This is a genomic window from Bdellovibrio bacteriovorus (assembly GCF_025558485.1).
GTDB classification, from domain to species: domain Bacteria; phylum Bdellovibrionota; class Bdellovibrionia; order Bdellovibrionales; family Bdellovibrionaceae; genus Bdellovibrio; species Bdellovibrio bacteriovorus_G.
Genome location: NZ_CP102930.1, coordinates 2,132,049 through 2,151,936 on the forward strand (window position 1 = coordinate 2,132,049; position 19,888 = coordinate 2,151,936).

The following is a 19,888-nucleotide window of genomic DNA, read 5'->3' on the forward strand; positions in this document are numbered from 1 at the left end:
CAGACTATGAAAAAAGTGAAAGTTCTTCTTACAAGTGCCTGCATTTTCTCGCTAATTTCCTGCCAGGTGAAGGATACGAAACCGGCAAAATCCAGTTCTGAGACTCCAGTCAAAGCCACAGGAGCTTTCGTGAACGAGCCCAACACACTGGTTGCAGAACCCCGTCAAATCACCTTCACGGGACCTAAGTCAGGAGAGGGTTATTTCAGTCCGGACGGCAAGAAGATGATCTTTCAAAGCGAAAGGCACGCAGGCAATCCTTTTTATCAAATGTATGTTCTGGATCTTATTTCCGGCGAAACCACTTTGGTGTCCCCGGGAAAAGGGAAAACCACTTGCGGCTGGATTCATCCTTCCATGAAGAAGGTCATGTATTCCTCCACCCATCTGGACCCACAGACAGACAAAAAAACGCAGGAAGAATACGACAATCGCAAGAAGGCGGTGAAGGCCCGTTATTCCTGGAGCTTTGATGAAAACTACGACATCTTCAGTTCGGATCTGAATGGTAAAAACATTCAGCGCCTGACCAGGGAAAAAGGCTATGATGCGGAAGGATCATATTCTCCGGATGGTCAGTGGATCGCATTTGCCTCCAATCGCGCCGGTTACACGGAAAAACTTGAAGGCGAAGATAAAAAACTTTTTGAGCAGGACCCTTCTTACATGATGGATATCTACATCATGAAGGCGGATGGCTCTCAAGTGAAGCGTCTGACAAATTCCAAAGGTTACGATGGCGGTCCGTTCTTCAGTGCGGATGGCAGGAAAATCACCTGGCGTCGATTCTCTGCGAATGGTTCCACGGCTGAAATCTTCACCATGAATGTGGATGGTAGCAATCAAACACAAGTGACTCAGTTGAAATCCATGTCCTGGGCACCTTACTTCCATCCGTCAGGGGATTATATTATTTTTGGCTCCAGCATTCTGGGGTATTCCAACTTTGAACTTTTCATCGTGGACACGGCCGGCAGGAAAGAGCCTGTGCGTGTGACGTTTGATGAGGGTTTTGATGGTCTTCCGGTGTTCACTCCGGATGGCAACAGTCTTTCCTGGACTCACAGAAATGAAAAAGGTGATTCCCAGATCTTGATAGCCAAGTGGGATGATGCTCAGGCCAGAAAGCTTTTGGGTCTTTCTGCACAAGACCCGATGGCGGGCTCTTTAAGTCCGGACATGAAAGTGGATGATATTAAAAAATGGGTCCACTATCTTGCTTCCCCGGATTTGCAGGGACGTGGCACCGGTTCTGGCGAAGAAAAGATTTACACGGAAAAGATCGCGCAGGCCTTTAAGTCCTGGGGTTTGGTCGGGGCGGGCGCGCAGGGTTCTTTCTTCGAAACCTTTGAATTCACTTCAGGTGTAAAGCTAGGATCTAATAATTCACTTGAAGTTGTGGGCTCTTATAAAAAGAACTACACCGTTTCCAGGGATTTTGAACCGATTTCATTTTCAAAAACCGGAGAGTTCAAAGAAGCTCCGATCGTCTTTGCCGGATACGGTATTAAAGCTCCAGCCAGTGACAAGGAGCCGGAATACGACTCCTATAAAGGTCTGGATGTGAAGGGGAAGTGGGTGCTGGTCTTTACGGATCTGCCATCGAATGTGACCCCTCAACGTCGTCATTACCTGAATCTGTATTCTCGTTTGCAGCACAAAGTGACGGTGGCAAAAAACGAAGGTGCGGTGGGTATTCTTATCACCAATGGCCCGGAAAGTGGCTTGCCGGAAAAGTTTGGCAACATCAAATTTGAAGGCTCTTTGTCTGAAAGCACACTGGGTGTGATTCGTCTTTCCACCGATGCAGCTTCAGGCATGGTTCGCTATGCGGGTCAGGATCTGATTGCACTACAGATGAAACTTGATAAAGGCGAAATGATCGAGGGCTTCGCCATTCCTTCAGCTTATGTGAAGGCTCGGGTGGATTTGCAATTCCAAAAGGCCCAAGGGATTAATGTTGTTGCTAAACTGCCAGTGTCCGGTTCGACATCTGCGATCATGATTGGTGCTCACGGCGATCATCTGGGGCATGGTCAGTTCGGCAGCAGTCTTGCCAAAGGAGCCGAGATCGGAAAATCGCATTTGGGTGCGGATGACAATGCCTCTGGAGTGGCCGGGGTGATGGAATTAGCTCATTATTATGCGCAGTTAAAGAAAACGGCTTCGCATAAGTTACAAAAGAATATCTACTTTGGCGTGTGGTCCGGCGAAGAACTGGGGAATTTGGGATCGTCCCATTTTACCAAAGCCTCTGCGAAACATAATATAACTGCTTATATCAACATGGATATGATCGGTCGATTCAAGGATCGCGTCTTTGTTCAAGGATTGGGATCTGCAGACAACTGGACCCGTTTGGCGGAAGAAGTTGGTGTTCGCACGGCAGTTCCGATGATTGTTCAGGAGGACCCTTATCTGCCAACGGATTCTTTGGCGTTTTATATGGCTGGTATTCCGACGGCAAATTTCTTCACAGGCTCACATGCAGAATACCACAGTCCGCGCGATATTCCGGAGCTGATCAATTATGACGGCGTGGCTCGCGTGCTGTCTGCGGTTCGTGGTTTGGCGGATTTGCTGGTGGATACAAAGCTTCCGATGGTGAAATATGTGAAAGTGGCCAGCGCCCAGAATCGTCTGGAAGGTCGCAGTTTCCGCGTGTATCTGGGAACGATTCCGGATTATTCCCAGGAAGGCGTCAAAGGGGTGCGAATCTCTGGTGCTTCCAAAGACAGTCCGGCGGAAAAAGCAGGCTTGAAAGACAAAGATATCATCACAGAGTTTGGTGGCACCAAGATTGAAAATCTGTATGACTATGTTTACACCTTGCAATCCGTGAAGCCGAATCAGGAAACGGTTATGAAGATCCTTCGCGATGGCAAGCCGCTGGAGCTTAAAATTACACCGAAGTTAAAAGAGTAAGTTCTTTAAAGGACTGAAAAAACAAAAAGACCTGAAGTGAATTCTTCAGGTCTTTTTTTATGTTTGATTTGGATCAGGAATTAGAAATTCAGTTGCGGGCAACGACTTTTTAGCAGGCTTTGCAGACCTTTGTCGGAATGCTTGAAGATCACATCACCGTCCGAGGTGTATTTGAAAAGCTCGTAATTCTGAACTTTACAGGTTTTCCCAGTGCGGTCTGTGAAGATTGAATTCGCACGGGAGTTTCCTGTCGGAGCCGAACCCATTTTGAACCCTCCGTCCAGCAGCAAGCCCTGATAATTCAGAATCTCGATGCCACCACGATTGCCAGGGACAATGGAGCTGGCGCGTTTGATGGTGGCACCTGTCATTTCCACCAGTTCGGCGTCTTCGTAATCGAAAGAGGCTCTGTTGCCATTGACTGTCGTCACGGTCAGGCGACGGGTTTCATCGTTCCATTCATAAGTCGGGGTGCTTTGCACGCGTGGGAACATGAAGAATTCGCGGGCTCCGGTGGTTTGTGATTCATCGCCGGGACCAAAGGAATTAAAAATCATCAGCTCACCATCGGCTGTGAATAGATAGTCACGGTAAAGCAGGCCTTGGGCTTTGCGATTGTGAACAGAAACAAAACAATTCCCGTCAGATGCGGGGATCATTTGCATTTGAATGCTGCCTCGTCTCTCAACAGTTTCCTGACAGACAGCCGTTTGATCTTGAGCGGAAGCGTTCAATGTCCAAAGGGTCGATACGAAAAAGATGGTTCCAAGTAGTTTCATGTGCACCTCGTTGTAAATAGCAGAACCCAGTCAAAACAGGCTGTCAGCTTCGGAGGCAGAGCGGCAAGGAAAATAACCAAATCTGGACTCGATTGGCACTAACCGTTTGTGTTTTTATAGGAGTCTCTCTAGGAGCGAGGAAGCGGTCGATGTCTTCATTTGTGGAAGAATTCAAAAAATACCAACGACAGGAAAGATTCTATACCGGCGGACTGGTTTTGCTGTCGGTTCTGGCTCCCGTTTCGTTCACATGGTTGATCAATCAAAAGATTCACTGGCTTTTAGCGGGCGCGGTGGCGGCCCTTTTGGTTGGTGGAGCCATTTTGCTCCACCTGTTGCGCACTCAGGTCGGTAGCAAGTTATTGCATAAATATGAAAATCTGGATGTGGGGTCTGTCTTGTCCAAAAAGATTTCCCCGCAAAGTCCACGCCGTTTTGTGGTGACCAACAGAGGTTACAACCACTTCTATTTGCGCTGCTTAAATACAGGCGAGCAAGTGCTCGTGTCTAAACACAGAGTTCGCGAAGATTTCGATATTGCAAATTGATTTTTCCAATTCACCAAGGGAACCTTTTTTACAAGTGTAGAGGGGGTTTTATGAAAAGTCTGACTTTGGCTTTTCTCCTTCTGTACGTTTCTCTGACAGCTTACGCGAGTGAAGATTTATTATACGAAGAAGACCTGCCGGAAACGGAGCGAAGTCGTTTCATCTGCGGTTCGGAAGATTTGCAGGGCGGCCATTTCAAATATTGCTATCGTGATCCGGACACGGCCAATGACAGCGATATTGTTTACTTCTTCCACGGGTTGGGCGGGTCCGAGAAAACCTGGCACCGCCAGTGTCTGGGAACAAAAATGATTCAGGACTGGTGGACATTACGCGGTTATCGGCCGCGCATTGTTTCGGTGTCTTTTGGACCGCAGTGGCTGATGGTGGAAAATAAACGCTATCCCCTGATCACGTACTTTACCAAAGTGGTCATGCCCTTTCTGGAAAAGAAAATGGGCGGACTGCAAGGCGGGCGACGGCATATTATCGGCCAGTCGATGGGCGGGTTCAATGGGGCGGAACTGGCTTTGAAAAAGCCGGGGATGTTTTCCCGGGTGGCGCTGTTATGTCCGGCGATTGCCACGGTGGGTCCTTATGCCAGTGATCGTGAGATCGAGGACTATATTGATCGCACAGGTGCGCGGCGCAGTCTGGTGACCAAGATGCTGCGGATTTCTCGAGCGGTGTTTCTGGACAAGAAGGATTGGGATAATCACGATCCTTTGCGTTTGATGAAAAATTATTCTTCCAGCAAGAAACCGCGATTTTATGTTTCCATTGGCACCAGTGATGGCTATGGATTTCAGGAAGGCTCCCGACTGTTCACGCAAAGAGCCAGTGCTTTTTCCTTCCTGTTCAGTTGGGTCCCGGTGCCGGGTGGGCACTGTAACTTTAAAAGGATTGGCACAGCTAATTTCATCATGGGGGATTAGGTTCTATGAATGACATCGAAGCCTTTAAGTATGAAGAACGTAAAATCAAAGGGGCTGATATAGATCCGGAAAAATACCGGGAGGAAATCCGTCAGCTTATAGAACACATGGTAAAGCTTTTGGTGGATCACCCGGACACCGTGACCGTAAGCACCTATGTGGGCCCGAAGACCACTGTGTACCGGGTGAACTGTGCCAAAGAAAACCTGGGGCAGGTGATCGGAACACAAGGTAAAACCATCATGGGGCTGCGGGCTGTGGTTCATGCGATGACGGCCCGGACAGGCATTCGTTCGATTGTTGAGATCCCGGTTTAGTCAGGGGTAAGTTTTCAATTTTCCTTGGAATTGAGGGCAAACCCTAGGTATCCTTGCAGTACTGATGAAAAATCCGGCGGAGCTTGAACGACTGCATAACATTCTGAAGTACTGGCCTTTAGGGGCGGTGACATCTGTTGAGGAAATCCTTAATGGAGCGGTCAATCAGGTTTATCGCGTGCAGGCCAGTCTGGGGAACTTCTATTTACGCCTTTATAAAACCAGCGAAAGGGCCCGGGTTGAAAGAGAACACGCCTTGCTGGAATATGTGGCCGCCCACAATCTGCCGGCCGTTCAGACCCTGCCGTCGCGTTACGGGTCTTCCCTGATTGAACACGATGGCAAGTTCGGGGCGCTGTATTTTGAATCTCCCGGAAAACAAATACCGAAGTCAGAGCTGACAGCGGGGCATGCGCAGGCTGCAGGGAAAATGTTAGCTCAGCTGCATAAGATTTTGAAACCATTGCCGGATGTGGGCTATCGTAAGTATTCCTTGAACTGGAACGGTCCGGAATGGGTTGAGCGGTTGAACCGCATCGAGTCTGCAATTCTGGCCAGAACTTCCTTGAATGAGGCGGACCAGTGGGTGCTGCAAAGACTTCGCGCTCAAAGGCAGTGGTTGCAAGATCCTGTTTGTGCGCATTCTTATGTTCCGAAGTTTCCTGCTCAGGTTTTGCATGGGGATTATCATCAGGGGAATCTGTTTTTCCAAAAAGAAACCGTCTGTGGTGTGATTGACTGGGATCAGGCGGTGTTTATGCCGCGTGCGTTTGAAGTGGTGCGTGTGGCTTCTTATATGTTCGATCTGCAACCGGAATTAAGCCGTGTTTTCCTGAAGGCCTATCTGGACCTGAATCCATTGTCGGCGGAAGAGCTGGCTGATGGAGCAAAGGCCTGGGGTTGTCATTACGATCACTATGTGTGGGCGCAGGAAGAAATATATCTTAACAACAACGAGCGTGCCCGGGTCTTTATTCCTGAAGTGCCTTTTGTTCCGTTTCATGTTCTTTGGGAAAAGCTTGGTCTGGGGCGGGCGTGAATTGATTCAAAAAAGGGCCTTGATGCGAACAGTGAACTGGACTAGGTCTTTGCCTTTGGAAAGACTATTCTGCTTTTATGGTATACGACCTGTTTTTATTCGACCTTGATGACACCCTTTTGGATTTTAAAGAATCCGAACGCCGCTCTTTTGTCACTGTTTTAAAAAATCTGGGGGTGCAGGATGGGTTGGATGAACTTTATCGTTTTTATCAAATTGAAAATCGCAAGCTGTGGACTCTTTTTGAAGAAGCCAGAACATCGAAAGAACATTTAAAGGTTGAAAGATTCCGTCGGGTGTTTGAAGCCTTTAAGATTGAGGCTGATCCGGCCAAGGCCAGCGATCACTATCTTGAGACTTTGCCAGAGACAGTTGTTCTAATGGACCATGCCGAGGAAATCTGCCAATGGCTGGCCGACAGAGGTGAAATTGGTATTATCACCAATGGCATGCATGCGGTGCAAATGAAGCGCATTGAAAACTCCAAATTGGCCCCATACATCAGTTTTACCAGCGTGTCGGAAGAATGTGGTTACGCAAAACCCGACGTTCGCTTTTTTGAACACAGCGCCAAGATGGCCAGAAAATTCCATAAAGACTCGGCGGTGGTGATTGGTGATCGCATGGAAACCGATATTCTTGGAGCCCGCAATTTTGGTCTGCGCAGCTGCTGGTTTAACCCTGAAAAGACGCAACATAATTATTCATTCCAGCCGGACTACGAAATTTCGCATCTCTCGGAAATTCAGAATATCCTAAAAAAATAGCCCATAAACCACTGCGGATCTTGAGTTTTTTCAAGATCATATTGTAATGTTCCTGAGCAAAATAGATCTTTTGAACAGCACCTTCAGGAGAGATAATGCTTTCTGGAGATCTGTTTGAAGACATTCGTTGTGCTTTTTATTTTGGTGTTGTCGTCGGCAAGCTGGGCTCTGGTTCCCATCAAAGTGGCTTTTTCTTTGGACAAACCTCCTTATGTGATTCGGGCCTCTGAAAGCGGCCTGGAAGTCGAAATTCTTCGCCGTGTTTTCACGGATATGGGATATGACATGACTCCCATCTTTCAGCCGCCGGCAAGATCTGTCAGAAGTCTGGAACTGGGGCGTGTGGATGCGATGGCCACGATCACCAATATGCCGAAGTTTCATCTGTCGGCTCCGTATATCACTTTTAAAAACTTTGCTTGGACTTTGAAGGATCGACAGATTCACTTAAAAGCCCTGGCGGATTTGGGGCGATATCGCGTGATCGCTTTTCAGAATGCACGGTTTTTCTTTGGTTCGGATTTCGACAAGGCCGTGGCAAAGAATCTGAATTATGAAGAATACGCGGATCAAAAAAGACAGCTACGAATGCTATTTGCCGACCGGGTGGATGTCATTATCTGCGAAGAAAGAACCTTGAAAATAAACCAAAAAGACATCCAATCCGGCGACAAGAAGAGCCTGCCGGAACTGCAAAGACATTCTTTATTTGGGGAGTCCCGCTATTCGGTGGCCTTTCGGGATTTAAAGTTGCGTGATTCCTTCAATGATTCCTTCGAAAAGCTGGAATCCCAGAAGGCCTTTCTGGAAATCTATAAAAGATACGTGACAGAGTAAGCTATGTTCTTATTTTATAAGATAACATTGAAGCGCGGATGTTATGCGCTCTTCCAGATGACGGTCAATCGTGCCACCCTGAAAATAAGCAAATTGAAAGATAGACCCTTGTACTAAAGCCTCCAAGGTCATGGCGAAATCAGGAATGTTTTCGATTTTTTTCAGTTCTTTGTTTGTAATAGCCTCTTGAAGCAGACGGTGCAGAATGCTTCTTGTTTCTGCGAAATACGCACCCACTTTTTTGCGGGCTTTGATGTCCTCGGCTTCCGTACCCAGCCAGCGCAGATGTTCTCCCAGCCTCTTGGAATCGACACTTTTGGCAATCAGTCGTAGAAACTCAAATAACCCCTTCAGTCCATGCAGCTGCTCGATGGAAAATGAACCCATTTTCATCAGGTTGTCGTCCCACTTTTGATTGCGCGCCAGCAGAGCCAGCCTTTGCTTGCTTTTAAACCTCTTCACCAGCGCCGCAGGTGAAAGTCGGGTGGCTTTGGACACCTGTTCAAAAGTAAATGACTCAAAACCTTCGCGGGAAATCACCTCGAAAGCTGCCAGCAACACGTCAGAATCACTGATTTTTTTAGGTCTTGCCATATCTCTAGATAGTAAATGGTTATTTACTTATTATCAATATCAGAAATGAAGGAGGCTTTTTTATGGCTATCAATCCCTATGTCATTGAATCCACATCGGGCGGAGAGCGCAGTTATGACATCTATTCCAGACTGCTAAAGGATCGGATTGTCATTCTGGGTACCGCCATCACGGACGATATTGCCAATTCGATTGTTGCGCAGATGTTGTTTTTGGAAATGAATGACCCCGGAAAAGACATTCACTTGTACATTAATTCCCCTGGTGGGTCTGTTTCTGCGGGCTTGGCCATTTACGACATGATGCAATTTATCCGTTGTGATGTGGCGACCTACTGTCTTGGAACGGCCGCCAGCATGGGATCATTCCTGTTGATGGCCGGCACTGCGGGAAAGCGTTATGCGATGCCAAACAGCCGTATCCTGCTGCACCAGCCTCATCTGGGGGATGGTGGGATCGGCGGACAGGTGACAGATATAGAGATTCATGCCCGCGAACTGGTGCGCACAAAAAAGAAAATGATCGAACTGTATGCGGTTCACACAGGCAGGGACCTGGCGCATCTGGAAGGCGTGATGGAGCGGGATTATTATCTTAGTGCCGAGGAAGCACAGAAATTTGGTTTGATTGATAAAGTCGTTGAGTTCAGAAAACGTGTTTCACTATGAGATGAATTATCAAAGATCTTTGACATCTGTGTAATGTGGAACACAAAAACACGAATAAATATCAAGAGGTGTCCAGCCAAGCCGATCAGAATACTGTCAAAATATGAATAAAGTGGCACGTTCTTCTGGAGGTCTCAGTGAGAGAATTTCTAAAGCTTATCGTTATAAGTCTTGGCTTCATTCTAATGCTTCAAGGCTGTTCAGCTAAAAATGGTTTGCCCGGAGTAACACTTCCTTCTGTCGGAGATGACGAGGACGGGGGGCCTGATGATGGCGGTGATGGCCCAGACGAAGAAGAAACAGAACCTGAAAGTCCCATCTGGCAAGTCAGTGATTTTAAAACAACCAGCAGTGATGCCTGGGTTTCGACTTGCGCAGAGATGAACGGAAGCTGGGTGCGATATATCTTTGTCGTCGATACGCGTTTAAAAATTTGGGGAATCAATTATGCTTCAGAGGCCGCCTGTTTAAGTCATACCAATGGTGACATTCTTGAAGAAGGTGATTTTGCTTTGCCATATGTTGTTCCGGTTGAAGTCGGCAGTGATCCGAATACGCAATTCAACACATCTTCCACAGGCACATTTATGGGAATGGAAACTGATAATGCCAGTATTATTGATTTTATCTTCTGGGGAAAAGCCTCTGCGGGCCGGGATCGCGTGGTGATCGCTTACGGCAGTGGCTACATGGATGGTGCCGGAGGTGTTTCATATTCAACCTTAAATGGATCACCAGCCAAGAATATAGATTTTGAAAACGTCACAGCAACTGACTTTACGAAAATGATATTTTTGATGGACCGGGTTTCCGATTTCAATTTGAACGATTACGTTGTTGAAGAATAAGAACTGGATCCATCTACAGGCGGGGCCTTGGATATATAATCTTCTGATAAGTTATATTATGTAACGATACCTGGAGGACTTTTCCTGAAGGATGGGTCCTAAGTGCTTATAATCTGGTTCATTCTAGGCACTGAAACGTTCCATTTTAGCTCTTTATCGATGCGTTTACGAAGCTCGTCTGCGGCTGTGCTTTCTCCGTGCACCAGGAACACTTTGGCAGGCTTTTTTGGGGCCTGTTTTAACCAGTTCATCAGGTCTGTACGATCTGCGTGGGCTGAAAATGAATCTGATGGGACAACTTTGCAGTTTATATCCACATAAAGACCATGGATTTTAAGCTCCTTGGCGCCGTTTAATAAACTATGTCCACGAGTTCCCGGGCTTTGAAATCCAGCCAATAATAAAATATTTCTTGAGTCCGGTCCGAAGGCTTTTAAATGGTGTAAAACCCGGCCGCCAGTCAGCATTCCGCTGGCTGCGATGATGATTTTAGGCCCGGATTTATCGTCATTTAAAGCTCTGGAATCATCAGCCGTTTTAACGGAATGAACCTCGGACATGACTTCAGCAAATTGTCCCGGACCCAGACGATGGAACTGGGGGAATTCCTCGTACAACTTGGCAACTTCATGGCCCATAGGGGAGTTAAAATAAACGGGGATTTGGGCGGGGACCTCCCCGTCTCTTTTTAGTTCTGTAATTTCAAATAATAAATTCTGTGCCCGCCCGACTGCAAAACTTGGAATTAACAGGACTCCCCGTGATTTTGCCACTTCCAAGATACACTGTTTAAGGATCTCTTTGGAGCTGACCGGTGAATGATCACGATCTCCATAGGTTGACTCCATCACGATGTAATCGGCGGCCACCGGCGGTTCTGGCGGAGGCATTAAAGGATCATTGTTTCGCCCCAAATCACCAGAGAAATAAATACTTTTTTCTCCATTGGAAACCCAGGCTGAAGCTGCCCCCAAGATATGGCCGCTGCCATAAAGGCAAACCTTCAGTGTGCCAATCTGAAATTCTTCATGCAAAGACACAGCCTTAAGCAACGGCAAAGTTTTCTGCGCATCTTCCACTGTATATAAGGCCAACGCCGGAGCATGTTTTGAGAAGCCTTTTTTATTGGCGTATTCAGCGTCTTCCTCCTGAATCTTCGCCGAATCCAGCAAAATGATTTCGGTGAGTTCCAAGGTTGGTTGCGTGCAGTAAATCGTGCCTTTAAAACCCCGCTTCACCAACAAAGGCAAAGCCCCACTATGGTCCAAGTGAGCATGGGTCAACACCACGGCTTGCAGATCTTTGGGATCAATCGGAAAATCCTCCCAATTCAGTTCACGGAGTTCTTTAAAGCCCTGAAACATTCCACAATCGACCAGAATGCGCGTGCCATCATCGTGGACTAAAAACTTAGATCCTGTAACCGTTCCAGCTGCGCCTAAAAAGCCGATTTCCATATATGCAAATCCTTCCGTCGAACTTTCTTTAGAATACCCCCTAAACTAACCGTTTTTTGACCTTTAATGCGTTCGGTCAGAATTGTATTCCGGCTGAAGGTTCGCTAGTCTCTGGGCGGACTTTTGTGAGGGGGAAATTATGAAAGCATTCTGGATCTTATTGCTATTGATTCCAACAGCTTTACTGGTGGGTTGTACCAAACCTAATTCAGCCGAAGTTCCTCAAACTCCGATCACGCCAGCGGGTCAGGCGGATGATTCCTGGAAAAATGAATTCCCGGCACACTGGTGGAAACCGGTTCCTCGCGAAGAAGCCAAATCCTGGGAAGTTCTTCCGCAGGATGCCGGTTATAAAGAAGTTGTTCTAAGCAAACGCAACGAACTGGGTCTGCTTTCAAACTTCACCGAAACCCCGTTTGTTTTCCATGGAGTTTGTTATCCGACCGTCGAAGCCTTCTGGCAGATGATGAAATATCCGGAAACAGAAAACGATCCGCGCTGGAAATGGGCGAAAAACTGGAAGTACACGCGTGAACATGTTTCCCAGATGAATGGTTACGCTGCTAAAAGCGCCGGCGGTTATGCCAACTTCCTGATGGAAAAAAACGACGCCAACTGGGTGACTTTTGAAGGAAAAGTGATTCCATTTGCGACCAAAGAACCCCAGGAGCATTATCAATTGATCTGGGATGCCCTGATCGAAAAGCTTCGTCAGAATCCAAAGGTTCTTGAAGTGGTTCTGGCCACCAAAGACCTGAAACTTCTTCCGGATCATGGAGTCTCTGAAAGATCTCCTCGTGAATGGCATTATTATCTGCTGTGGATGGACATCCGTGAGCTTTTGAAAAACGGCCAACTGTCCCTGGACACCACCGAAGATCTTTCGCTTAGAAACTGCAAAGCTCGTAACAATTAGATTATGTTTCAGAACTTTTCCCAGGATTTTGCCAGCTACAAAGACACTTCGTTTATTAATTTAAACAATGGCACCCTGGGACTGTGTCCTTCAGTGGTAATCGATCAGCAAAAAGCCGAGTTGGAAATCTTTGAAAAGAACACATCTTCTGGTTACGGCGATGCCTGGGCTCGTTTGTGGAGGATTCAGCAAGGTCTGGGAGACTTTCTAAACGCGAACCCCCGGGATCTATTTCTGCGTCCCAACGTCACTTTGGCTTTAAATGAAATCATCATGGGACTGAACCTCCCCGCCAATTCCGAAATTCTGACGAACACATTTGAATATGGCGCCGTCGTAAATATCCTGAAGCACAAATGCCAAAGGGATGATCTTTCTTTGCGTAGCGAGGATTTTAGCGCGCTTTATGATTGCTCCACGGATGAGGCTGTCGTCGAAGTTATTCTAAAAGCTGTTTCTGCGAAAACCCGAATGCTTTTAATCAGCCATGTTTTCACTGGCAACGGTCTGATTGTACCTCTGGCCAAGCTGGCCCGAGAACTGCGTAAAAGAAATATCCTTTTGGTCGTGGATGGAGCCCACGCACCGGGATTGCTGAAGTTGGATTTCAAGCAAGAGATTCATGAGGTCGATTTCTATGCTGGAAATCTGCATAAATGGTTTATGGGCCCGAAAGGTACTGCCTTTGGCTGGGTTCATCCGGATCACCAGAGCACATTAAACCCGCAATATGGTTCCTGGACGATGTCTGAAAATGTCCCGGCGAACATGGCAAGCTTTGCACCCCCCGGAGAATTTGCTTCACGCATGCTGTGGTCACATTCACAGAGCTTTACGGCATACTATGGATTGGAAGCGGCTTTAAGTTATTGGACACATCACAAAGCGGATGTGATTCGCCAACAGATTCAAGTCAGAATGAAATATCTGAAGGATTCTTTGGCTGATGCCGGGATTTTTGCGCTGGTAAATAACTATAACTCTGCTTTTTTATGTTACAACGTTGGCGAATTTCCCCATGCGCAGTTTCAGGGGATTTTCTTAAAAGACACACCTTTACAAGTGGGACTGCCGCGCTTACCGGGGGCTCAGATTCTGCGCCTGACCCCGCATATTCATAACACTCAGGAAGAACTCAGCAAGGCTGTGCAAATTCTAAAAGATCATCGCACGGGCTTGTCTAAGGTGTGATCGGCTGCTTACGCAAATTGCGCTTTTCTCAATTTGAGACGGGGAGTCCTGCTCTCCCCGCCTTTCAGATCCTTTATATTGCTTATCACTTAGCACGGGCATTGCTTTAGTAAGCCTCTGAGGAAGAGGAGTTTGCTTATGTCGTGGCATAAAGTAACGCGTTTGTTTTTGTCTGTTTGGATGACCCTGGCTTTTTTGAGCCCCGCTCATGCGGCCCCAATGTGCGAATATGTTTTCGTCGATCCGCAAATTAAAGCCCGTGGTGTGGATTTCGGTCTTCGTTCCGAAACAAAACAAATGCCAACCCCGAAAGAGCTGCTGAACTATAAAGAGATCAAGGCCAATCTTTGGAGCACAGTTAAAACCCTGTCCCCAAAAAGGCAAGCCGAGGTTGAACACCTGCTGGCAGCTGTGGAATTCTTCGATTACACCCACACAGCAAAAGAAATCCTTCCAAACTTCCTGGAAGGCACACGCAAGACCTTCGACTTTACCAAGATGTATGATCGCGGTGAGCTGACCGAAGGTGCTCCTTTCAATGGCTTTATTAATGCTCGCGATAACTATTTACGAAAAGAAAAACCGGCGGTTACAGCGGAACTTCTGACTGAAATTCATAAGCGCATCATGGTTGATGGTGTTGAGGGCATTCGCTCTGAACAACTGGGCGTGTGGCGCAATGGTCACTGGATGGGTAACGTTGCCGGTGAATTCAAAATGAAACCCAAAGAAGTGGAAGTTGTTAAGGAAAACCCTTACCTTTCCTTCGAGGAAGGTTCCCATGATCGCAGCAATCTGAACGAAAATGTCTGGAGAAACATCAAGATCTGGGGCAAACACAAAGACATGGTAATGGAAACTGGTGACACGACTTTGATCAGTGGCCGCATCCACTACCCATTTGTAACGACTCCGAAGCAGGCCACTGTTGATATGATCAAAAACTCCCACCCGGAAGTTTACAAACAGATCATGGAATATCGTGCTGAGAAAGGCACCAGCTACCAGGGACAGGGCCCAACAGCTCTGGAGCAGGCCTTCACAAAGGCTTTGGTGGAAGAACGCTTTGCCCGTTTCAATAAGGATCGCGCTGAGCTGGGTGAAATCCGCGTAGGCACAAACGAACAACGTTATATCGATATCGTGGCTGATTTACAACGTGATCTGGTAGCAATCCATCCGGTTCTAAATGGTAACGGCCGCACAACTCGTCTGGTGATGAATTACCTTCTGACCAAAGAAGGCCTGCCTCCAGTGCGTCTGGTGGACCCTTTCCTGGATGTTCAGGTTTCACAAAAAGAATGGCGTGAATATGTTCATAAAGGTGTGGTTAACAGTGCTCAATTGCAGGCTGACGTCGCTTACCGCATTAAAAACGGTCTGACAGTCGAATACTCTCCGGAACTTTTGTACCCAGGTTTGCCAGAGATGGTGAATATCTCCCTGAAAAAACAAGGCTCTGCAAAAGAAGTTGAAAACTATGCGCAAACAAAATTGAACAGCGATCAATTCGGTGCTTTCCTAAGAACCTTGGTTCAGACACATCCGCAATTGAAACAGGAAATCCAAACGGACCGTCTGCGTGCAATGTCCCGTATTGCTGACATGTTCGTGGAATACTACAAGTCCAAAACCGTGCGCTTCGTGCACGATAAAGATGGCGAACGTGAGATCGGCGTTCGCCTGGTCGAACCGGACTTCATCGATACCTTCGGTGTGACAACGGCGGGCTCCAAATCCCGTTGGGATGCGAAGATCGATCGTTGGTACGACAAGAACCTGTTGGTATGGCGTGGTCTTTCTAACAGAACCGCAGAACCATCCCGTGCAGAACTGTTGAATTACTTCAAGAAACCGGCAACTCACCTGTCATCGAACAGTGTTCTAAGAACGATTCGCAATGGCACTCCGCTGTTAGAGGCTATTAAACAGGACTTCGCTTTGTACAATAAAGAAACCTTGAACGGCGACATGATTGAAATGGCGATTGATCACCACAGAAGTGGTCCTAAGTACGGTATTTCTTACGGTTACTCCACTTCCAAGCGTGAAGTGGTTGGTAAGGCCTTCGCCATGGGTGCGATGGTTGTTGGTGAATATGGCAAGCACATGGACCCGGCTCTGCAAGCGCAGTTGAAGTCCCGTGTTAATGTGGCTTCTTTCCGCGCAATGAAAGACGTGGATCTGGGCCGATTGAAAGCCTTCGACAATGAGTTTGCTTACACTTATGGCCGTCAGGCGGAGGTCATGGGTATCGGTGCGACAGATCCGGATGCAGTTATGCTGATCCAAAGGCTGGATGCTGCCGGTAAAGTCATGGAGACTTTGCTAAGAAATATCGAGAAACCGAATGAGATCCTGGTCATCGAAGGACGTTATGTCCCAGGTGAAGGACCTCTTCCGACAGAAAAAATTAAAGAGCGCGTGCTTATTCAGCCACCCACTCTTTAAAGCCCAGTTTCAGGGCAGCGTCTAAGTCCTTACGATCAATTTCGTAAACATTGGCGTTGCCGGTTGGGGAACCACACAGTTGAATACGCATCATTCCATCGTTTTGATTGGATGAAGAAAAGACCTGAATGCCCTTCAGGTCTTTTTGCATTTCAGCCACAGGGATTTGCTTCCCCTGACCACACTGCAAAGAACCATCGTATTTAAACACCTTCACTCGATCCGTCGATTTGGATTTGTCCACGACCACCTCGCTGGCAACGGCGTTTTTAGCATCTTTTTGTGTGCGGCAGTTGCCATGAGTGCAACCCACCAACAAAGCAAAGACAGGCAATAATACTGCGAATTTTTTCATAGCTTACTCCTAAAAGTAAGGGGTTCTGATCCATCCAGCGTCCATGGCCCAAAGATTTGCTTCTCCAGAGATGAAGTAAACCCGGCCATTTTTTTCGTCCACTTGTGGAGCTGACAGAATACCGCGACCGGGCTCAAAGCCGCCAATCACAGTTCCGGAATTCGCATCCATAAAGCGCAGGAAGCCCTGAGATTCCCCAAAAACCAAGACCCCTTTATAAGGCTTGATCTGCGTGGCAATGCCTTCTTTCAGTTTATAAGACCAAATTTTATCACCATTGCTTTTCTTCAGCGCAACGACTTCGCCATTTGTTGTCGGATAATAAAGTTTATCCCCGATGATGGTCACAGCACTGTAGCCGCCGCCATCCACACGCCAAAGAACCTCGCCCTTGTCTGCGGAAATACAGTACAGTTTGTCATCATAACCCGCCATATAGATCTGATTGCCGTCCACCACAGGTGTTGCATCCATATCACGGAAGCGTTTGTTTCGGTTCAACTGAACCTCCCAAACCGCAGCCCCATTCTTGGCATTTAAAGCCACCAAAGACCCATCAGAGAAGCCCACATACAATGTTCCGTTACTCAAGGCAGCCTGACTGCCGCCACGAATTGAAAATTGGGAAGTGTCCTGACGGGAGTACAACCACAATTGACGTCCTGTTGCTGCATCCAGCGCATAAAACACGCTATTGCCAGCCAGGAAGTAAACGATGCCATCATCCAACAAAGGAGCTGCCAGATTTTCAGATTTCGTGGCAAAGGTCCACTGAACCACCCCGGTGCTGGCTTCAATGGAATAGAAATTCCCGTCACTGGCCCCGACAAAAAGACGGTCACGAATCAAGGTGGCGCTGGGTTCCGCCCCATTGGTGATCGGAAGTCTCCAGCGCTCCTGGCCGTTATCGCGGTTGTAAGCCACAATGCCATCCATACCGTTCCCCTGAATAATCAGGTCTCCGGCCAGAACTGGAGTCATACGATTGATTTTACGGAATCCCAGATTGTCTTTTTCGGTGGTGCGACGAACCCAGGCGGTTTTGACTTCGTATTCACGCTTGCTGTTATTCAGGGAGCTCCATTTTTCCAAACCGGAGTTCAGAGTGGAGCACCCAACCAAAGTCATCAAAAGAGCGCCAAGCAGGACAATCTTCATTGATATCCCTCAATAAGGACTAAAGGTTTTTCTTCGCTTTCAGAAGACGAAGATACTTTTGCGCTTCTTTGGAAGCTGCAAAGTCAGTGGTGTTCAAATCCTCTTTTTGTGCGATTTCTGTGTAAAGAGCTTCTGCTTTTGCCAGATCGTTCATGGATTCAAAGCAAAGACCCATGCGAAGTTTGGCTTCGTCATGCGCAAATGCCAGACCTTTGGCATCCACAAGTGTCTGCCATTTTTCAACAGCGGCCTTGCAGTCACCTTTGTCCGCCAGAACGTTTCCGATTTGCATCAGAACCAGACCTGTCAGCATATCACCCTTGGAAAGACCTGATTCAACCTTCGCCAGAATAGCGGAAGCTTCATCAGATTTCTTGTAGTTGATATAGATCTCGCTCAGGTTCAAAGCCGCCATTTGAGCCGCTTTTGTTTTAGGAGCTTCATTGATGAAGGATTCAAATCCAGCAACAACAGTTCCGTAGTCTTTTTGAAGATCGCCGGAAGCTTTTTTCGCCGGATCAAACGCTGGAACATTCTTTTTATCTTTGCTTTGAGCATTGATAGTTTCAGCACGAGCCGCCTCTTCAAAGCCACGTTTTTTCTCTGTGTAGGATTTTTCCAATGCGAAGTACTTTTCCTGTTGTTCAGTTTCCTTTTTATTGGAAAGGAAGCTCATCAGGGAAAGGCCTGCGCCAAGAACCACAAAGACTGCCACGGCTGTAATCACAAGTTTGGAGTGGCCCGTCGTCCATACGAAACCTTTTCTCAAAGTTTGTGTAACCTGATCTGGGGACTTCAAATCGTCTTTAGAAATCTTTGTGCTCATTCTTCCTCGCTGAAACGGCTAATTAAAATAAGTATTTACGAGGAAAGATTGTTCTTTGGTCGAGATGGCTTGTCAATCACTCAGCGCATAAAAAAGGGGCCTCGCGACCCCCTTTTGAAACTATCTGTTGTGAACTTCGCGGAGCGTGGTGAACGCGCGGGAAGATTTACCCGGGTGACGCTGTTTTAGACGACCAATTGTGTTGATACGCTCTTCAGCCAAACGGTCCGCAGCAGTGTGCGTGCCGATATTGTCACGTTTTGCAATTTCGTAAACTTTAAGAATATTGTCATAAACGCGCTTCGTTTTTTCAAACGCACGTTCTGGAGAGTAACCTTCCAGCTCAACAAACACGTTCATCAAACCACCGGCATTGATAACGTAGTCTGGAGCATAAAGGATGCCCAATTCTTTCAACTGGTCACCGTGACGAGCTTCAGCAAGGATGTTGTTCGCGCCACCAGCGATGACTTTGGTTCTGAACTTTGTGATGGATTGATCATTAACAATCGCACCCAAAGCACATGGAGCCAGGATATCACACTCTGTGAAGAGAATGTCGTCAGAGCTAACCGCTTTAGCGCCGAATTTATCAGCAACATTTTTTGTGCGGCTCATGTCGATATCAGCCACCGTGATAACAGCGCCTTCTTCAACAAGGTATTTTACAAGGTTGGAACCCACGTTCCCCAGACCTTGAACCGCGATACGAAGACCTTTCAAAGCGTCTGTGCCGAATTTTTCTTTGGCAGAAGCTTTAATACCCATCAAAACACCGTGTGCAGTGTATGGAGATGGATCGCCAGAACCACCGAAGTCTTTCGGAATACCAGTCACCCAAGGAGTCTCCATGTAGATGTGCTCCATATCCTGAACAGACGTACCAACGTCTTCAGCAGTGATGTATTTACCATTCAGGGAGTTTACGAACTGACCGAAAGCACGGAACAAACCTTCAGACTTTTGCGTCTTAGGATCACCGATGATAACAGCCTTACCACCGCCCAGATTCAGGCCGGAAGCTGCTGCTTTATAAGTCATACCTTTGGACAAACGAAGAACGTCAACAAGAGCCTCGTCTTCATTCTTATAGTTCCACATACGGGTGCCACCCAGCGCTGGCCCCAAAGCCGTGTTGTGAATAGCGATAATCGCTTTCAAACCAACATGAGGGTCGTTACAGAAAACAACCTGCTCATGATCACCATGCTTAGAGATAATCTCAAAAGTTCCCAATGTAGGCTCCTTCATTTTTTGAATTGCCGAACGATCATGGG

At 47.3% G+C, this 19,888-nt stretch carries 19 protein-coding genes; 12 read left to right on the forward strand and 7 right to left on the reverse strand.

What is annotated here, in order from left to right; genetic code table 11:
• Positions 1 to 6 precede the first annotated feature (6 nt).
• Entirely contained in the window at positions 7 to 2,925 is a 2,919-nt protein-coding gene (locus EZJ49_RS10470) for a M28 family peptidase (RefSeq protein ID WP_262552049.1), read from the forward strand.
• An 80-nt stretch (positions 2,926 to 3,005) separates the two neighbouring features.
• Here the strand turns inward: EZJ49_RS10470 and EZJ49_RS10475 are convergent, their stop codons facing one another.
• On the reverse strand, positions 3,006 to 3,704 hold the full coding sequence (locus tag EZJ49_RS10475; protein ID WP_262552050.1) for a hypothetical protein: 699 nt from the start codon (positions 3,702 to 3,704) through the stop codon (positions 3,006 to 3,008).
• A gap of 149 nt (positions 3,705 to 3,853) precedes the next feature.
• Here EZJ49_RS10475 and EZJ49_RS10480 point away from each other — a divergent pair, with 149 nt between their 5' ends.
• From EZJ49_RS10480 to EZJ49_RS10505, 6 genes are all read left to right on the forward strand, one after another.
• On the forward strand, positions 3,854 to 4,252 hold the full coding sequence (locus EZJ49_RS10480) for a hypothetical protein (protein ID WP_262552051.1): 399 nt from the start codon (positions 3,854 to 3,856) through the stop codon (positions 4,250 to 4,252).
• 50 nt (positions 4,253 to 4,302) lie between these two features.
• Complete coding sequence (locus EZJ49_RS10485) at positions 4,303 to 5,187, forward strand: alpha/beta hydrolase (RefSeq protein WP_262552052.1); 885 nt, start codon at positions 4,303 to 4,305, stop codon at positions 5,185 to 5,187.
• Between the two features lie 5 nt (positions 5,188 to 5,192).
• Positions 5,193 to 5,504 (forward strand): KH domain-containing protein, encoded by a 312-nt coding sequence (locus tag EZJ49_RS10490; protein ID WP_262552053.1) that lies wholly within the window; start codon positions 5,193 to 5,195, stop codon positions 5,502 to 5,504.
• Between the two features lie 64 nt (positions 5,505 to 5,568).
• Positions 5,569 to 6,543 (forward strand): phosphotransferase enzyme family protein, encoded by a 975-nt coding sequence (locus EZJ49_RS10495; protein WP_262552054.1) that lies wholly within the window; start codon positions 5,569 to 5,571, stop codon positions 6,541 to 6,543.
• A gap of 77 nt (positions 6,544 to 6,620) precedes the next feature.
• Positions 6,621 to 7,310, forward strand: coding sequence for a YjjG family noncanonical pyrimidine nucleotidase (locus EZJ49_RS10500; RefSeq protein ID WP_262552055.1), 690 nt, complete (start codon positions 6,621 to 6,623; stop codon positions 7,308 to 7,310).
• Between the two features lie 114 nt (positions 7,311 to 7,424).
• Positions 7,425 to 8,147, forward strand: a complete 723-nt coding sequence (locus tag EZJ49_RS10505) for a substrate-binding periplasmic protein (protein ID WP_262552056.1) — start codon at positions 7,425 to 7,427, stop codon at positions 8,145 to 8,147.
• A 9-nt stretch (positions 8,148 to 8,156) separates the two neighbouring features.
• On the opposite strand, the gene EZJ49_RS10510 is transcribed toward EZJ49_RS10505, so the two are convergent.
• Positions 8,157 to 8,741 (reverse strand): TetR/AcrR family transcriptional regulator, encoded by a 585-nt coding sequence (locus EZJ49_RS10510; protein ID WP_262552058.1) that lies wholly within the window; start codon positions 8,739 to 8,741, stop codon positions 8,157 to 8,159.
• Between the two features lie 62 nt (positions 8,742 to 8,803).
• On the opposite strand from EZJ49_RS10510, the gene EZJ49_RS10515 reads away from it, so the two are divergent.
• Both EZJ49_RS10515 and EZJ49_RS10520 read left to right on the forward strand, forming a co-directional pair.
• The gene (locus tag EZJ49_RS10515; RefSeq protein ID WP_262552059.1) at positions 8,804 to 9,409 is read left to right on the forward strand and encodes an ATP-dependent Clp protease proteolytic subunit; all 606 of its coding nucleotides are present in this window, start codon (positions 8,804 to 8,806) and stop codon (positions 9,407 to 9,409) included.
• Positions 9,410 to 9,546: 137 nt separating this feature from the next.
• Positions 9,547 to 10,257, forward strand: a complete 711-nt coding sequence (locus tag EZJ49_RS10520) for a hypothetical protein (protein WP_262552061.1) — start codon at positions 9,547 to 9,549, stop codon at positions 10,255 to 10,257.
• A gap of 98 nt (positions 10,258 to 10,355) precedes the next feature.
• Here EZJ49_RS10520 and EZJ49_RS10525 read toward each other — a convergent pair whose 3' ends face one another.
• The gene (locus EZJ49_RS10525; RefSeq protein WP_262552062.1) at positions 10,356 to 11,714 is read right to left on the reverse strand and encodes an MBL fold metallo-hydrolase RNA specificity domain-containing protein; all 1,359 of its coding nucleotides are present in this window, start codon (positions 11,712 to 11,714) and stop codon (positions 10,356 to 10,358) included.
• Positions 11,715 to 11,853: 139 nt separating this feature from the next.
• Here EZJ49_RS10525 and EZJ49_RS10530 point away from each other — a divergent pair, with 139 nt between their 5' ends.
• The 3 genes from EZJ49_RS10530 (at position 11,854) to EZJ49_RS10540 (ending at position 16,272) form a co-directional block, all read left to right on the forward strand.
• Positions 11,854 to 12,630 carry an NADAR family protein gene (locus tag EZJ49_RS10530; RefSeq protein WP_262552063.1) on the forward strand — a complete coding sequence of 259 codons (777 nt, stop codon included), beginning with the start codon at positions 11,854 to 11,856 and terminating at the stop codon, positions 12,628 to 12,630.
• Positions 12,631 to 12,633: 3 nt separating this feature from the next.
• The gene (locus EZJ49_RS10535; protein ID WP_262552065.1) at positions 12,634 to 13,821 is read left to right on the forward strand and encodes an aminotransferase class V-fold PLP-dependent enzyme; all 1,188 of its coding nucleotides are present in this window, start codon (positions 12,634 to 12,636) and stop codon (positions 13,819 to 13,821) included.
• A gap of 138 nt (positions 13,822 to 13,959) precedes the next feature.
• Positions 13,960 to 16,272, forward strand: coding sequence for a Fic family protein (locus EZJ49_RS10540; RefSeq protein ID WP_262552066.1), 2,313 nt, complete (start codon positions 13,960 to 13,962; stop codon positions 16,270 to 16,272).
• On the opposite strand, the gene EZJ49_RS10545 is transcribed toward EZJ49_RS10540, so the two are convergent.
• The 4 genes from EZJ49_RS10545 to EZJ49_RS10560 all read right to left on the reverse strand — a co-directional run bounded on the left by EZJ49_RS10545 (position 16,250) and on the right by EZJ49_RS10560 (position 19,862).
• Positions 16,250 to 16,627 carry a hypothetical protein gene (locus EZJ49_RS10545; protein WP_262552068.1) on the reverse strand — a complete coding sequence of 126 codons (378 nt, stop codon included), beginning with the start codon at positions 16,625 to 16,627 and terminating at the stop codon, positions 16,250 to 16,252. The two genes, EZJ49_RS10540 and EZJ49_RS10545, sit on opposite strands and share 23 nt — an antisense overlap.
• Before the next feature lie 9 nt (positions 16,628 to 16,636).
• Positions 16,637 to 17,785 carry a PQQ-binding-like beta-propeller repeat protein gene (locus EZJ49_RS10550; protein WP_262552070.1) on the reverse strand — a complete coding sequence of 383 codons (1,149 nt, stop codon included), beginning with the start codon at positions 17,783 to 17,785 and terminating at the stop codon, positions 16,637 to 16,639.
• 19 nt (positions 17,786 to 17,804) lie between these two features.
• On the reverse strand, positions 17,805 to 18,611 hold the full coding sequence (locus EZJ49_RS10555) for a tetratricopeptide repeat protein (RefSeq protein WP_262552071.1): 807 nt from the start codon (positions 18,609 to 18,611) through the stop codon (positions 17,805 to 17,807).
• Between the two features lie 120 nt (positions 18,612 to 18,731).
• Positions 18,732 to 19,862, reverse strand: a complete 1,131-nt coding sequence (locus EZJ49_RS10560) for a Glu/Leu/Phe/Val family dehydrogenase (protein WP_410468736.1) — start codon at positions 19,860 to 19,862, stop codon at positions 18,732 to 18,734.
• Positions 19,863 to 19,888 lie beyond the last annotated feature (26 nt).